Origin of the sequence: Celeribacter naphthalenivorans (assembly GCF_020524585.1) — a bacterium.
Lineage (GTDB): Bacteria > Pseudomonadota > Alphaproteobacteria > Rhodobacterales > Rhodobacteraceae > Celeribacter > Celeribacter naphthalenivorans.
This window is the reverse complement of record NZ_JAIVLK010000011.1, coordinates 107,215-121,809: the sequence shown is the minus strand read 5'-3', so window position 1 is coordinate 121,809 and position 14,595 is coordinate 107,215. Positions and strand designations below refer to the sequence as shown.

The 14,595-nt window shown below is 60.2% G+C and carries 19 protein-coding genes; 8 read left to right on the top strand and 11 right to left on the bottom strand.

Annotated elements, in window-relative coordinates; genetic code table 11:
- Positions 1 to 14 precede the first annotated feature (14 nt).
- The 4 genes from rplT to pyk all read right to left on the bottom strand — a co-directional run bounded on the left by rplT (position 15) and on the right by pyk (position 2,409).
- Positions 15 to 377, bottom strand: coding sequence for a 50S ribosomal protein L20 (rplT, locus tag LC094_RS20255; protein WP_167602670.1), 363 nt, complete (start codon positions 375 to 377; stop codon positions 15 to 17).
- Positions 378 to 393: 16 nt separating this feature from the next.
- Positions 394 to 594 carry a 50S ribosomal protein L35 gene (gene rpmI / locus LC094_RS20250; RefSeq protein ID WP_009572394.1) on the bottom strand — a complete coding sequence of 67 codons (201 nt, stop codon included), beginning with the start codon at positions 592 to 594 and terminating at the stop codon, positions 394 to 396.
- 117 nt (positions 595 to 711) lie between these two features.
- Complete coding sequence (locus LC094_RS20245) at positions 712 to 948, bottom strand: hypothetical protein (protein WP_226554591.1); 237 nt, start codon at positions 946 to 948, stop codon at positions 712 to 714.
- Between the two features lie 12 nt (positions 949 to 960).
- A complete protein-coding gene (pyk, locus tag LC094_RS20240; RefSeq protein WP_226554590.1) occupies positions 961 to 2,409 on the bottom strand; it encodes a pyruvate kinase in 1,449 nt (482 codons plus the stop codon).
- Positions 2,410 to 2,548: 139 nt separating this feature from the next.
- Here pyk and LC094_RS20235 point away from each other — a divergent pair, with 139 nt between their 5' ends.
- The 5 genes from LC094_RS20235 to LC094_RS20215 are packed head-to-tail and all read left to right on the top strand — an operon-like array spanning position 2,549 to position 5,008.
- Positions 2,549 to 3,322 carry an N-formylglutamate amidohydrolase gene (locus LC094_RS20235; protein ID WP_226554588.1) on the top strand — a complete coding sequence of 258 codons (774 nt, stop codon included), beginning with the start codon at positions 2,549 to 2,551 and terminating at the stop codon, positions 3,320 to 3,322.
- A 3-nt stretch (positions 3,323 to 3,325) separates the two neighbouring features.
- Positions 3,326 to 3,670, top strand: coding sequence for a 5-carboxymethyl-2-hydroxymuconate Delta-isomerase (locus tag LC094_RS20230; protein WP_226554587.1), 345 nt, complete (start codon positions 3,326 to 3,328; stop codon positions 3,668 to 3,670).
- A gap of 3 nt (positions 3,671 to 3,673) precedes the next feature.
- Entirely contained in the window at positions 3,674 to 4,003 is a 330-nt protein-coding gene (locus LC094_RS20225; protein ID WP_264186607.1) for a DUF1244 domain-containing protein, read from the top strand.
- A complete protein-coding gene (locus LC094_RS20220; RefSeq protein WP_226554586.1) occupies positions 4,000 to 4,629 on the top strand; it encodes a DUF5671 domain-containing protein in 630 nt (209 codons plus the stop codon). The genes LC094_RS20225 and LC094_RS20220 overlap by 4 nt, the downstream gene beginning before the upstream one ends.
- Positions 4,619 to 5,008, top strand: coding sequence for a hypothetical protein (locus tag LC094_RS20215; protein ID WP_226554585.1), 390 nt, complete (start codon positions 4,619 to 4,621; stop codon positions 5,006 to 5,008). Before LC094_RS20220 ends, LC094_RS20215 begins: the two co-directional genes overlap by 11 nt.
- Before the next feature lie 55 nt (positions 5,009 to 5,063).
- Here LC094_RS20215 and LC094_RS20210 read toward each other — a convergent pair whose 3' ends face one another.
- Genes LC094_RS20210 through dgcN form a run of 3 tightly spaced genes read right to left on the bottom strand, consistent with a single transcriptional unit; the run spans position 5,064 to position 7,990 of the window.
- Positions 5,064 to 5,924, bottom strand: coding sequence for a D-amino-acid transaminase (locus LC094_RS20210; protein ID WP_226554584.1), 861 nt, complete (start codon positions 5,922 to 5,924; stop codon positions 5,064 to 5,066).
- Between the two features lie 35 nt (positions 5,925 to 5,959).
- Positions 5,960 to 6,928, bottom strand: coding sequence for an N-acetyl-D-Glu racemase DgcA (dgcA, locus tag LC094_RS20205; RefSeq protein ID WP_226554583.1), 969 nt, complete (start codon positions 6,926 to 6,928; stop codon positions 5,960 to 5,962).
- Between the two features lie 60 nt (positions 6,929 to 6,988).
- On the bottom strand, positions 6,989 to 7,990 hold the full coding sequence (gene dgcN, locus LC094_RS20200) for an N-acetyltransferase DgcN (RefSeq protein WP_226554582.1): 1,002 nt from the start codon (positions 7,988 to 7,990) through the stop codon (positions 6,989 to 6,991).
- Between the two features lie 281 nt (positions 7,991 to 8,271).
- On the opposite strand from dgcN, the gene LC094_RS20195 reads away from it, so the two are divergent.
- Positions 8,272 to 9,231 carry an L-malyl-CoA/beta-methylmalyl-CoA lyase gene (locus LC094_RS20195; RefSeq protein ID WP_226554581.1) on the top strand — a complete coding sequence of 320 codons (960 nt, stop codon included), beginning with the start codon at positions 8,272 to 8,274 and terminating at the stop codon, positions 9,229 to 9,231.
- A gap of 186 nt (positions 9,232 to 9,417) precedes the next feature.
- The gene (locus tag LC094_RS20190) at positions 9,418 to 10,380 is read left to right on the top strand and encodes an acetyl-CoA carboxylase carboxyltransferase subunit alpha (RefSeq protein ID WP_226554580.1); all 963 of its coding nucleotides are present in this window, start codon (positions 9,418 to 9,420) and stop codon (positions 10,378 to 10,380) included.
- A gap of 61 nt (positions 10,381 to 10,441) precedes the next feature.
- Here LC094_RS20190 and LC094_RS20185 read toward each other — a convergent pair whose 3' ends face one another.
- The 4 genes from LC094_RS20185 to LC094_RS20170 are packed head-to-tail and all read right to left on the bottom strand — an operon-like array spanning position 10,442 to position 13,392.
- Complete coding sequence (locus LC094_RS20185; RefSeq protein WP_226554579.1) at positions 10,442 to 11,047, bottom strand: pyridoxamine 5'-phosphate oxidase family protein; 606 nt, start codon at positions 11,045 to 11,047, stop codon at positions 10,442 to 10,444.
- Positions 11,048 to 11,081: 34 nt separating this feature from the next.
- Positions 11,082 to 11,825, bottom strand: coding sequence for a lysophospholipid acyltransferase family protein (locus LC094_RS20180; RefSeq protein ID WP_226554578.1), 744 nt, complete (start codon positions 11,823 to 11,825; stop codon positions 11,082 to 11,084).
- Entirely contained in the window at positions 11,825 to 12,724 is a 900-nt protein-coding gene (locus LC094_RS20175; RefSeq protein ID WP_226554577.1) for a cell division protein FtsX, read from the bottom strand. Before LC094_RS20175 ends, LC094_RS20180 begins: the two co-directional genes overlap by 1 nt.
- Entirely contained in the window at positions 12,721 to 13,392 is a 672-nt protein-coding gene (locus LC094_RS20170; protein WP_226554576.1) for a cell division ATP-binding protein FtsE, read from the bottom strand. Before LC094_RS20170 ends, LC094_RS20175 begins: the two co-directional genes overlap by 4 nt.
- Before the next feature lie 187 nt (positions 13,393 to 13,579).
- Between LC094_RS20170 and LC094_RS20160 the strand changes: the two genes are divergently transcribed.
- On the top strand, positions 13,580 to 14,590 hold the full coding sequence (locus LC094_RS20160; protein ID WP_404815057.1) for a zinc-ribbon domain-containing protein: 1,011 nt from the start codon (positions 13,580 to 13,582) through the stop codon (positions 14,588 to 14,590).
- Positions 14,591 to 14,595: the final 5 nt, after the last annotated feature.

The window sequence follows — 14,595 nt, the reverse complement described above, 5'->3', positions numbered from 1 at the left end:
GAAAGTTAGAGAGCTTACGCGAGCGCGGCCTTCGCCTTATCGACGATGGCACCAAACGCATCCGGCTCGTGGATGGCGAGATCGGCGAGGACTTTACGGTCCACTTCGATGCCAGCCAGTGCGAGGCCGTTGATGAATTTGGAGTAGGTCAGCGCTTCGTCATGCGAACGCACGGCAGCGTTGATACGCTGGATCCACAGGGCGCGGAAGTTACGCTTACGAGCCTTACGGTCGCGGGTCGCGTATTGGTTCGCCTTGTCGACGGCCTGAGTTGCGGTGCGGAAGTTCCGCGAACGGGCGCCGTAGTAACCTTTGGCGGCCTTCAGAACTTTCTTGTGACGGGCGTGGGTAACGGTACCACCTTTGGTGCGGGACATGTGTCTCTCTCCCTAATTAGCGGTTGTAGGGCATGTAGGACTTCACGATCTTCGCATCGGGTGCGGAGAGCGTGGTCGTGCCACGTGCGTCACGGATAAATTTCGTGGTGCGTTTGATCATGCCGTGGCGTTTGCCGGCCTGACCCGCTTTGACCTTGCCAGTGGCGGTCATTTTGAAGCGCTTTTTGGCGCTCGACTTTGTCTTCATCTTAGGCATTTCCATCTCCTTTGGTTCGATGGTTTATAGCGCGACTCGGCATGCCATATCGCCGGACGCGCCCCATGAGCGGCTGCCATTACAGCCGATAGGACCATTTAGCAAGCCTTGTGATGCTCACGCATGGAAAAAAGACCGGATTCTCGAGATCACGCGCAGAACAGCCTCCGGGATATCCTCGAAACGGTAGCCCTCCGGGTGCAGCACGAGGGCCGAGACGAACATCACGCCGCCGGCCACGACCATGCCGGTCGCGACCCGCGGGGACCGCACCTCGGAGTAGGCTTTGATGGCATTGGGCACGGCGAGCAAAATGAGCCCCGCGCCCACCACAAGAAGGAAATCCGTATCCACGTGACCGTGCCGTTATTCCGGATCGGTGTTGAAGATCAGCCGCTCTTCACAGGGCGCGACCCGCAAAATGTTGGTCGAGCCCGGCTGGTTGAACGGAATGCCCGCAATCACCACGATCTTGTCTTCTTCGGTCGCAAAACCCGAGGTGCGCGCAGCGCGAGCCGCATTGACCACGGCCATTTTGAAGCGCTCCACCTCACCGGTCATCACGCAATGCATGCCCCAATAGAGGCAAAGCTTGCGCGCGGTGTTGCGGCGCGAGGTCATGGCGATGATCGGCACATGCGGACGTTCGCGGGCCGTGAGCGCGGCGGTGGTGCCGCTCTCGGAATAGCAGACCACTGCTTTGACATCGGTGGTTTCCGCGATCTCGCGGGCGGCCGAGACGATGGCGTCGGCGGTGGTGTTGCGCTTGATCCCGGCGCGCGATGCGTCGAGCACATCACGGTAGACCGGATCGCTTTCGACCGACACGGCCACGTTGTTCATCGTGGTCACGGCTTCGATCGGATAATTACCCGCAGCGGATTCTGCCGACAGCATGATCGCATCGGCGCCTTCGTAGATGGCAGTCGCCACATCGGAGACCTCGGCGCGGGTCGGCATCGGGCTTTCGATCATGCTTTCCAGCATCTGGGTCGCGACGATCACCGGTTTTGCCACCGCGCGACAGCGGCGCGTCAGGCGTTTCTGGATCGGCGGCACGGCCTGTACCGGCAATTCGACGCCAAGATCGCCACGGGCCACCATGATCCCATCGGACACCGCGAGGATGTCTTCGAAAGCATCGACAGCTGCAGGTTTTTCGATCTTCGCCAGAACAGAAGCGCGACCTTTCACCAGATCCTTGGCTTCCAGCATATCTTCGGGACGCTGCACAAAGGACAGCGCAACCCAATCCACGCCCAACTCGCAGACGAATTCGAGATCTTTGCGATCTTTCGGCGACAGAGCCGCCAGCGGCAGCACCACGTCGGGCACGTTCACACCTTTGCGGTCGGAAATCGTGCCGCCGACGGTGACCACGCAATCGGCGTAATCCGGACCGCAGTCTTCGACCTTGAGGCGGATTTTGCCGTCATTGACCAAAAGCGAGGAGCCCGGCTGCAAGGCCGCGAAAATCTCCGGGTGCGGAAGCTGCACGCGCACCCCGTTGCCAGGCGCATCGTCGAGATCGAGGCGGAACTTGTCGCCCTCTTCGAGATCATGCGCGCCAGAGCCGAATTTGCCGACCCGCAATTTCGGCCCCTGCAAATCCGCCAGAATGGCGATGGGGCGACCGAGATCGGTTTCGATCTTGCGGATGATGGCGTGACGGGCACGAATTTCCTCGTGATCGCCATGGCTCATGTTCAAACGGAACACATCGGCGCCGGCCTCTGACAGGGCGCGGATGGTGTCGTAATCATTGGATGCGGGGCCCAGCGTGGCCACGATTTTTACATTCCGAAGACGTCTCATATCTGCCGATAGTCCTTTTCTTTCCATCGCATCATTTTCGCGGGCCACGCTCTCTATGCAGTAAATGTTAGCGCATGACAACTGGCACACCGCCAAGAAACCGCTTAATGGAGATATGAAAGCGAAAGGTGACGCAAAAATGACCTTAATCCCTTCTTATCATGCTCTTGGTGAAAATCGAAGCGGACGTTGGCTTGTCACCTGCGATCATGCCACAAATCGCGTCCCCCCGGAGATCGGTCCCGATCTTGGCATTGGCGCGGACGACATGGCACGTCATATCGCCTATGACATCGGCGCGCTGGGGGTGAGCCGCGAGTTGGCCCGCCTTTTGGACAGCCCGATGATCCACACGGATTTCTCCCGCCTCGTGATCGACCCGAACCGGGGCGAGGATGATCCGACCTTGGTGATGAAACTCTATGACGGGACCATCATTCCCGCCAACCGCCACGCTGATGCGGCCGAGGTCGAACGGCGTCTCGCGCTGTTTCATCGCCCCTATCATGACGCCTATGAGGCGATCTGCGCCGCGCGCGACGATGTGGTGATCTGCGCCATCCATAGCTTCACGCCGCAACTCAAGAACCGCCCGCGCCGCCCTTGGCAGATCGGCATTCTCTCAGCTTACGACAAACGCTTTACCGCCCCCTTCATCGCTGCGCTCGAAGCCTCCGAGGCCTTGCACGCCGAGGCCGCAAAGATCGGCGAGCGGTTGGTCATTGGCGACAACGAACCCTATGACGGCCACCTGCCGGGGGATGCCATCGACCGCCATGCGCTGCATCACGGGCGATTGAACCTGTTGATCGAGCTGCGCTCCGATCTCATTGAAACGCCCGAAGGCCAGGCCCATTGGGCTGCGCTCTTGGCGCCCATCCTCACCGACACCCTGAATAAAACCGGATTGTAACCCATGCCCCATGTTGTCATCGACTTTTCCGAAGGCCTAGAGCGCAGCCACGACATCCAAGCGCTCTGCGAAGCCATCTTCGACGCGCTCATTCTCGACGTGGAAATCAACGCCCCCGCCTTGAAAACCCGCGCCCGGCCGCAGCCCTATTTCAAGATCGGCACCGAACCCGATACCTTCGCCCATGCGACGCTCTATCTTTTGGCGGGTCGCGATGACGAGACAAAGGCCCGGCTCTCCGATATTGTCCTGAAGGCGATGGACAAGATCATGCCGACGGTCGGCAGCCTGTCCGTCGATGTGCGCGACATGAATGCGCCCGCCTATGCGAAACGCGTGAGAGGATAAGAGATGCCCGAGATTGACGAGAAAACCATGGTGGAGATCGAAGCGGCGGCCTTTCGCACGCTGCGCGATCACCTCATGAACAAACGCCCTGATGTGCAGAACATCGACATGATGAACCTCGCCGGGTTCTGTCGCAATTGCCTGTCGCGCTGGGTGCAGGAGGCCGCAGGCGAGCGCGGCATCGAGATGTCGAAAGACGAGGCGCGCGAGCTATATTACGGCATGCCCTATGACGACTGGAAGACGCAAAGCCAGACCGAGGCCTCGCCCGAGAAACAGGCCGCTTTCGAAAAAGCCTTTGCCGAGAATGTCGGGAAAGAATTGAAAGAATGAAGCCCGCAGAGCAACTGGCGCAATTCACCCGCGAGGCGCTGATCTCCGGCCAGAGCCGCGATGACATCGCCACCGCCTTGCGCGAGGCGGGATGGGCCGATAGCGAAGTGCGCGAGGCTCTGAGCGCCTGGGCCGACACGGATCACATCCCGCCGGTGCCGCGTCCGCGCCCCTATGTCTCTGCACGGGAAGCCTTTTTCTACGCGCTGATGTTCGTCGCGCTGAGCATGACCGCTTGGCACATCGTCGACCTCGGCTTCGACCTGATCAAACGCTGGCTCTCCGACACGCCGCGCCCCTCTTTGAGCAACCGCTCCATGCGCTGGTCCATCGCGGCACTGATCGTGTTCTTCCCGCTGTTCATGCTGATGCAACGCTCGGAGTCCCGCAAGCTTGCCCGCGACCCAAGCCACAAGCGCTCCGTCGTTCGCAAATGGTTTGGCTACAGCGCCCTGTTCTTTTCCTCCATCGCGCTTCTGGGCGATCTTTTGGGGGCCATTTATGCGCTCTTGAATGGCGAGTTGACGCTTGAATTCATCGCGCAGCTTGTGTTGGTCGCGGCCGTCGCGGGCACTGTGTTCGGCTATTTCCAAGGCGCCATGAAGGATGCCGAAGATGGACACTAAGCCTTGGCCGCAGGTGGCGCTCACCGTCCTTGTCGCGGGCGTTCTGGTCGCGGGGCTGCTCACGGTGGGCGGTCCGGAGGCCGGGCGGATCGAGAAACGCGACGATCAACGCTATTGGGATTTGATCGCTCTGCAAAGCCAGGCCCAATGCCTCGCGCGCGCAGCCGGTGAACTGCCTGCCACTTTGGACAACACGGAGACCTGCTCCCTGAATATGGCCGAGGCGGCTTTGTTGCCCGAAGAAGGCTACCGCTACCTGCCGCAAGACGACGGCAGCTTTACAGTCTGCGCCGAGTTCGAAGACATCGACACCCTGCGCACCCGACAATGGCGTCAGGACATCTCCGAAAACGGATGCCTCAGCGGCGAAACCGACTAAAAGAAAAGGCCCGCACACGTGCGGGCCTTTTGCATTAGATCACTGTGAGATCGGATCACAGCGCCGTTTTCGGCATCTCGTCGATGTAAATCTCACGCAGGCGCGTGGACACCGGACCCGGTTTGCCGGTGCCGACCGTCACACCGTCGATCTCGATCACCGGCTGTGTAAAGCCCGTGGCAGAGGTCGCGAAAGCCTCATCCGCAGCCTGAGCCTCTTCGATGGTGAAGGGGCGTTCCTCGATCTTCATCTGCGCCTCTTTGGCAAACTTGAGGATCGCGGTCCGGGTGATGCCATGCAGGATGTCGTTGGACAGCTCGCGGGTGATGATCACACCGTCTTTGACGATATAGGCGTTGTTGGCATAGCCCTCGGTCACATACCCATCTTCGACGAACCACGCGTCGCTCGCACCGGCTTTCTTGGCCTGCATCTTGGCGTAGGACGGCCACAAAAGCTGCGTGGTCTTGATGTCGCGACGGCCCCAGCGCAGGTCCTCGACGGAGATCACCTTGATGCCCTCATCGAGCGCTTTGTTCGAGGTGATTTTCTTGGCAAAGGTAAAAAGCACGATGCCGCCTTTCACCTCTTCGGGGTCCGGCCAAACGAAATCGCGGTCGGCGCCCGCACCACGGGTCACCTGAAGGTAAATCCCGCCCTCTTCGAGGTTGTTTTTCTCGATCAACTGGTGGTGGATATCCAACAGCTCGTCCATCGTCACCGGCGACACCATGTCAAGCTCGGAAAGCGAGCGCTGAAGACGGGCGACGTGGCCCTGAAAGTCGATGAGCTTGCCATTCAGGACAGAGGTCACCTCATAGACCGCGTCCGCCATCAGGAACCCGCGGTCGAAAATGGAAATTTTTGCCTCGGTTTCCGGCAGGTAGTCGCCGTTCACGTAAACGGTGCGGGTCATGGTGTTCTCCTTACATACGGGCTTCCGCCCTCTCATCAGCCCCAAAGCGCGCGCAGAGGCGGGTGAACGCCCTCCGCGTCATAGTGCAAAGGTTCGGGACGGTCTTCTGCCAAAAGCAATGGCCCGTCAAGGTCCACCACGCGCGCGCCCTGCGCCACGATGATCGCGGGGGCCATCGCCAAAGAGGTGCCGACCATACAGCCGACCATGATGCCATAGCCCTCGGCGCGCGCCGCCTTGCGCAGCTCCAAAGCCTCGGTGAGCCCGCCGGTCTTGTCGAGCTTGATGTTGATCACATCGTATTTGCCCTTGAGATCCGGCAGGCTCGCCCGGTCGTGACAGGACTCGTCGGCACAGACCGGAAGGGGTCTCTCAATCTCTGCCAACATATCGTCCTGTCCCGCGGGCAAGGGTTGTTCCACAAGCTGCACGCCAAGCCGCACCAGATGCGGCGCGAGATCTGCATAGACCTCGGCAGTCCAACCCTCATTCGCATCGACAATAATCTTCGATGTCGGCGCGCCACGCCGCACCGCCTCAAGCCGCGCCATGTCGTCAGGCGTGCCGAGTTTGATCTTCAACAGCGGCCGATGCGCGTGTTTGGCCGCAGAACGCTCCATCTCCTCGGGAGAAGCCAGCGACAGCGTATAGGCCGTGATCATCGGGATCGGCGCAGGCAGGTCGAGCATCTCCCAGACGCGTTTCCCGACCTTGGAGGCCTCCAAATCCCATAACGCACAATCGACCGCATTGCGCGCGGCGCCCGCAGAGAGCGCCTCCTGCAAAGTCGCCCGCGTGATGTCTTCGGGCAGGCCCTCGATCTCGGCGGCGACGCTCTCGAGGCTCTCACCATAGCGCGCATAGGGCACACATTCGCCCCAACCGGTCTGATCGCCTTCTGTGGCGCGCACCGTGATCACCTTGGCCTCGGTGCGCGATCCGCGCGAGATGGTGAACACCTCGGCCAGACGAAAACTCTCTGCAGCGACGGTCAGCTTGGGCATAGGAATGTCCTGAATTTGGGCCTGTTTTGTGAAAAGGGCGCCCGAAGACGCCCTTTGGTTTTAGAGTGATGCCAAAGCATCGGCCAGACGGCCCGCGCCCTGACGGAACGGATCGACGGCGGGCAGGCCCATCTCTTCCTCGACTTTGGCGAGATAAGCGAGTGCCTCTTCCTCAGAGAGGTGCTGGGTGTTGATCGAAATGCCGACGACCTTACAGTCCGGGTTCGCCACCTGTGCCAGCGGCAGGGCCATATCGCGCAGCGCCTCAAGCGTCGGAAGCGAGAACCCCGGCAGGCCGCGCATATGTTCACGGGTCGGTTCATGGCAGAGGATCAGCGCATCCGGCTGACCGCCATGCACCAAGGCCATGGTCACGCCGGAATAGGACACGTGGAACAGGCTGCCCTGCCCCTCGATCAGGTCCCAGTGATCTTCATCGTTGTCCGGCGTCAGATATTCGATGGAGCCCGCCATGAAATCGGCAATCACCGCATCAAGCGGCACACCGTCGCCGGTGATCAGAATGCCGGTCTGGCCAGTGGCGCGGAAGGTCGATTTCATGCCCTTTTCGCGCATCGCCTTATCCATCGCGAGGGCGGTGTACATCTTGCCCACGGAACAATCGGTGCCGACGGCGAGACAGCGCTTGCCGCTGCGTTTCACACCGTTGGCGATCGGATATTTCACCGAGGGGATGCGCACATCGTGCAGGGTCCGACCAAAGGTCTTGGCGACCGCCACAAGGTCTTCTTCCTCGCGCAGCAGGTTGTGCAGGCCGGAGGCAATATCGAACCCTTCTTCGAGCGCATCGATCAGAACCTTTTTCCATGCCTGGCTGATCACGCCGCCGCGGTTGGCGACACCGATGACCAGGGTCTTCGCACCTGCGGCTTTCGCCGCCTTCAGGTCCATATCCGGCAGCTTCATATCGGCTTTGCAGCCTTCCATGCGGAACTGGCCGAGGGCGAATTCGGGGCGCCAGTCCTTGATCCCTTGCGCCACTTTCGCAGCCAGTTGGTCAGGGGCGTCGCCGAGGAAAAGAAGATATGGTGTTTCGATCATGGTGCAGCACTCCGGTTGCGTTTGACCCAGAGTGACCGAGATTCGATGCAAGGTGCTTCGGATTTTGCGTCAGAGAAGCTGACGGAATGGGAGAATATCCCGTGCATAGTATATATTTTGGGATAATAATTACATTGTTCAGGAAATAAGCAGTTTGAAAACTTTATTTTCAGCCTCGACGCGGGATATGCCGCAGGCGCAAAATCTTCCTTGCCACATGGTGCGCAAGATAATAACAATGCATTCGACATTTTGGAAATATCATTGCGAGAGGAGCGCCAATGTCCTTCCAACTCCAGCCCACCCCCGTGGATCGCCCGAACCGCTGCCAGCTGTTCGGCCCCGGATCGAACACCAAACTCTTCCCGAAAATGGCAGCTTCCGCGGCGGATGTGATCAATCTCGACCTCGAAGATTCTGTGGCACCCTCGGACAAGGATGTCGCCCGCGCCAATATCATCGAGGCAATCAACACAATTGATTGGGGCAAGAAAACTCTGGCCGTGCGGATCAACTCGCTCGACACGCCCTATTGGTATCGCGATGTCGTGGACCTCTTGGAACAGGCGGGCGAGCGGCTCGATCAGATCATGATCCCGAAAGTGGGCTGCGCCGAAGACATCTATGCAGTCGACGCGCTGGTCACCGCCATCGAGCGCGCCAAGGGCCGCACGAAAAAGATCAATTTTGAGGTCATCATCGAATCCGCCGCCGGCATCGCCCATGTCGAAGAGATCGCAGCCAGCTCTCCGCGTCTCGTCGCCATGAGCCTTGGGGCGGCGGATTTCGCGGCCTCGATGGGCATGCAAACCACCGGCATCGGCGGCACGCAGGAGAATTACTACATGCTGCACGGCGACACGCGGCATTACTCCGACCCGTGGCACTGGGCGCAGGCCGCCATCGTTGCCGCTTGTCGCACGCACGGCGTCCTGCCGGTCGATGGCCCCTTTGGCGACTTCTCCGATGACGAGGGCTACCGGGCGCAGGCGCGGCGTTCCGCAACGCTGGGCATGGTCGGCAAATGGGCGATCCACCCGAAACAAATTGCGCTGGCCAATGAGGTGTTTACGCCCTCCGAGGAGGCCGTCACCGAAGCCCGCGAAATCCTCGCCGCCATGGAACAGGCCAAGGCAAATGGCGAAGGCGCGACCGTTTACAAAGGCCGACTGGTCGACATCGCCTCGATCAAACAGGCCGAGGTCATCGTGGCCCAATCCGAATTGATCGCGAAAAGCTAATCCCCTCCGTCCGTGCGGGGAGGCACGGTCGTTGAGGCGATAACGCCCCGGAGTGCAAGCTTCGGGGCGTTTCTTTTCGCAGATTTGCGAGCATGCGAGACGGCAATCCCCGGAGTATTTTCTTGCTGAGTTGCACCCGCGCGCGAAAATAGCCATATACGGGGTCGAAACCGTTCGGAGGTCCGCATGACTCACTATCTCGAATTCGAAAAACCCTTGGCCGAGATCGAGGGCAAAGCCGAAGAATTGCGCGCCCTTGCCCGCAGCAACGAAGAGATGGACGTCGAAAAAGAAGCCGCCGCTTTGGATAAGAAAGCGGCCGATATGCTCAAGGACCTCTACAAAGGCCTGACGCCCTGGCGCAAATGTCAGGTCGCGCGCCACCCGGATCGTCCGCATTGCAAGGACTATATCGAAGCGCTGTTCACCGAATACACGCCGCTGGCGGGTGACCGGAATTTCGCCGATGACCATGCGGTCATGGGCGGTCTGGCACGCTTTGGCGACCAGCCGGTCGTGGTGATCGGTCAGGAAAAAGGCCATGACACCAAATCGCGCATCGAGCGCAATTTCGGCATGGCCCGCCCCGAAGGCTATCGCAAAGCCATTCGTTTGATGGATTTGGCCGACCGTTTTGGCCTTCCGGTCATCGCGCTGGTCGACACCCCCGGCGCCTATCCGGGCAAAGGCGCGGAAGAGCGTGGTCAATCTGAGGCCATCGCGCAATCCACCGCGAAATGTCTCAAACTGAAAGTGCCGATGATTTCCGTGATCATTGGCGAGGGCGGCTCCGGTGGCGCGGTTGCTTTTGCGTCCTCCAACAAGCTCGCGATGCTCGAACATTCGGTCTACTCGGTGATTTCGCCCGAAGGCTGCGCCTCGATTCTTTGGAAAGACGCCGAGAAAATGCGCGAGGCCGCCGAGGCGCTGCGCCTGACCGCACAGGATTTGCAGAAACTCGGCGTGATCGACCAGATCATCCCCGAACCTCTGGGCGGCGCACAGCGCGACCGCGAGGCCACGATTGCCGCCGTGGGCAAGGCGATCGAAGCCATGCTCGCCCCGCTGCAAAAGAAAAAACCGGAGACCATCCTCAAGGACCGCCGCAAGAAGTTCCTTGAGATGGGGTCTAAGGGTCTGGCTGCGTAAACCAGATTTTGAGTACTTGATCTGCAATGAAGAGGCCGTGCGATTTGCGCGGCCTTTTTTGTTACCACATGCTTTTGGCGGCGCGTTCGGGCCATTCCTCGTCATAGGCTTGTCCTCCGACCCGACCGTCAGTGAGGGCCGCAAGGATTTGCCCGACGCTGGGCAAGCCCTCGCTGTCGTCGCGCCCCTCCCAAAACCCCGCACGCATCAGGGCGCGGGCGCATTGGGTGTAGATCTCAGAGATTTCAAAGACGATGACGGAGCGGGGATGTTTGCCATTCACTTCAAAGGATTGGCGAAGATCGTCGTCCAGCGTGACGAAGGCCCGCCCGTTGATCCGCACCACATTGTTCGAGCCGGGCACAAAGAGCATCAAAGAGGCGCGTGGATCGCGGACGATGTTGCGCAGACTGTCGATGCGGTTGTTGCCCATCCAGTCGGGCAGCGCGAGCGTGCCGGGGTCCAATTCGCGCAGCACCGGCTCTTTGTCGCCACGTGGGCTGGCGTCCGTGCCTTCGGGGCCGACGGTGGAGAGGATGCAAAAGCGGCAGCGGTCCAGCCAGAGGCGAAACTCCGGCGTCATGCGGCGCGCGATCTTGTCGGTGGCTGCGGGACCCGGTGTGCCGTAGAGGGCTTCGAGGGTGGAGATGTCTGTGACGTATTTCATCATGCCCACCATCTAGCGCAACAAGATCACTGATCTATGACGTTTTGACCGCCCCCTCAAAGCCCGCCTCGGCCATCAACCGATCCGAAGCCGTCTCGACGGTGGTCTCCAGCTCGGCCATCACCTCTTTCATCTCGCGCCCGGCGTCGATCCGGGGCAGGAATTCCACCACCGCGAGGCCCGGTTTGCGATAGACGCCATGGCGCGGCCAGAACACGCCAACATTGGTGGCGGCGGGCACGAGCGGCTGTTCTGTTTGTTCATAGAGCACGCCGGTGCCGATCTTATAGGGCAGATGCGCGCCCGCCGCGACACGGGTGCCTTGCGGAAAAATGATCAGCTGACCGGGCAGAGAGGCGCCGGATTTCACATCCGCGATCATCTTCTTGATCGCCTGACCACGTTTGCCACGATCCACGGCGACACAGCCAATGCGCTTGGCATAATAGCCGACGATGGGGGTCCAGACGAGTTGCTTTTTCATGATGAATTTTGGACGCGGCACCGCCGAAACGATCAAAATGATGTCGAAAAAGCTTTGATGTTTGGCGCCGATCAGCACCTCATCGGTGGGAACTTCGCCTCGGATTTCGGATTTGAGACCCACGAGCCAGCGCGCGGAGAGGCGGACCCAGTGGCAATAGGTGCGACAGGCGAGATAGGCATAGTCGCGTTTGAGGATGGCCAGAGGCGTGAAGACAATCGCCAAAAGGGCCATCGCCAGATACATCTGGATCACGAAGATCAGGGACAAAATCCACTGGATCGGATAGGGCATCACATCAGCCTTCTCAGAGTTTGGGTCGCGGCCACCCGCGTGGCGACAAAGGCCACGAGCGCGGCCAGAACGGGGATCAACAGAGGCCAGAGCCATTGCATCCCGGAAAATCCGAGCCCCGTCAGGAAGCCGCCCGCCTCATCGGCGCTTGGCAAAAGCGCGACGGCGATCATCCCGAAGACCGTGCCAATGACAGCGCCGGAAAACCCACGGAAGGTGAAACGACGCACAAAGGCACTGGCGATAAAGCGATCCGTGGCACCGACGAGACGCAGGGTGCGAATGACCTGCGCCGTGGCGGCAAGAGCGGCATTGGCGGCCAGTGTGATCATGCCACCGGTGACGCCCGCGATCAACAAAAGCGACACCACCCCCAAAAGCCGCAGACGCTCGGCGGCGCGCACAAGTGGCCGACGCCAACGGGTGTGATCGTCAAGCACAGCACCCGGGGCTTCGCCCGCCAGGCGCAGACGCAGGCCTTCGGCATCGAAGCCGTCAGAGGTCTCCTGCACATCGATCAGCACCGGCAAAGTCAGCGTGTCGAGCGGCAGATCAGGGCCAAACCAGGGCTCCAAAAGGGCGGTCTCTTCCTCGGCGGTCAAGAGCCGCGCCTCGGCAACGCCCGGCGTGGTTTCCAAGACCTTGAGCGCAGCCTCGGTTTGCGCCTCGATCTGATCGGCAGGGGCGGAAATGCGCACGGTAGACCCACGGGCAAGTTCGGTGCCCCAACGATCTGCCAAACGCCCCGTCGCCATGGACAATGCCAGTGCGAAGACCGCGAGAAACCCCATGGCCGCCGCCGTGATCACAGTGAGTTGCGCAGTGAACCCGGAGGGCGGCACGACGCGACCCGAGGCACTTTCGTTGAAATTCAGGAAGGACAAGAGAAAGGATTTCACAGATCCGCCCCCGATTGTTGGATGCGGCGATTGGAAATCCGCAACACGCGGGCCTGCACCTGCGCCTTGGCCTGACGAATGAGATGCAGGTCATGGGTGGCGATCACCACGGTTTTGCCCATGCGATTGAGTTCAATCAACAATTGCAACAGACGCAGGGACATCTCCCAATCGACGTTGCCGGTGGGTTCGTCCGCAAGAATGATCTCAGGCGACATGATCACGGCGCGCGCAAGTGCGGCACGTTGACGTTCGCCGCCGGACAATTCGGGCGGACGCGCCTTGGCCTGATCCGACAGGCCGACCCAGTTCAACAGATCGTCCAAATCCCGATCATCGCGCTCCCGGCCCGACACGGACAGCGGCAAAGCGACATTGTCAGCAAGATTCAAATGGTCGAGAAATTGGCAATCCTGATGCACAACCCCGATCCGACGGCGCAGCTCGGCCACCTCATCGCGTTCCATCTGGCGGGTGTCTTCGCCAAAGATCGACACGCGACCGGCGGTGGCCTCAAGCTCACGGTAACACAGTTTGAGAAAGGTGGTTTTCCCCGCGCCCGACGGTCCGGTCAGAAAATGGAACGACCCCGGCGCCAGCGTCAGGGACATTTCTGTCAAAAGCTCTCGCCCTCCGTAGCCGTAGCCTGCATCATGAAACTCGATCACATGTCACCTCTGCGAACCCATCCCGTTTAGCGTCGCTTCTTCGCGACAGTTTTGCCTCACTGGTCAAAACCTTTCAATGCAACTGTCGCAAAAACATGGACAATCTTCCTCTGAACGTTAAGAATTCCGAAAAACAGCGCGGTTATGCTTGGGGGAGCACGCGCATATCTGTGCGGCAGGGGAAGAAATGCGGTTAATTTGTCCCAATTGCGGAGCTCAATATGAGGTCGATGCGCGTGTCATACCCGACACGGGCCGTGACGTGCAATGTTCAAACTGCGGGCACACCTGGTTTCAGAATCCTGCGCATATGGACAATGAGCTGGCCGATGAGCTTGGCTATGACCTGACGCAGGAGAAGGACGCTCTTGCGGACAGTGCAGACGCCAAACCGGAGGCCGAAGCTTACGAAAGCGAAGCCGACATTGAGGATGCTGTCTCGGCGCTGACACAGGCCGAGGCCTTGCCCGAAACGGAGCCTGCCCCCGAAGACGAACCGGCCCCTGTAGAGATGCCCTCTGAGCCAGAGCGTTTTGAGGCCGATGAGATTGACGCGATCGAGGAACCTGTCGCACCGCCGTTCGAAGAGGATGATGAGGACGAACCCGAAGTCGCCGCGCAACCGGGTTCTGCTCTGAAGGACAGCGTGCGTGACATCCTGCGCGCCGAGGTCGAATTCGATCAGTCCATGCGCCATAGCGAAGGCGAAACGTTAGAAACCCAACCCGATCTCGGGCTGGAAGAACCGTCACAGGACGCGGCCAAGAAAAGCCTGCGTGACCGCATGGCGCGTCTGCGCGGGCTGGACCCGTCCGACCCCGGCATCATCGCCGGTGGCGTCGCGGCCGCGAGCGGCAAGCGGCGTGATCTTTTGCCCGACATCGAGGAAATCAATTCGACACTCAGCGCCGCGTCCGAGCGGGATGAAGATGGCACGGTCCCTGACGAAGACACCCGTCGCAGCCGTGCTGAACGTTCGGGATTTCGCAGTGTGTTTTTGACGCTGGTGCTGACAGCGGTGGTGCTTGTCCTGCTGTATCTGCTCGCGCCCGTGATCGCCTCCAAAGTGCCTGCTCTTGCGGGTGTGATGGAGTCTTACATCATTCTGGCGAATGGATTCCGCGGCTGGCTGGATCAGCTTCTCTCTGGTGCCAGCGCGCGTTTGACTGCGCTCTTGGGCCAGATCAGCGGCACTTAATAAAA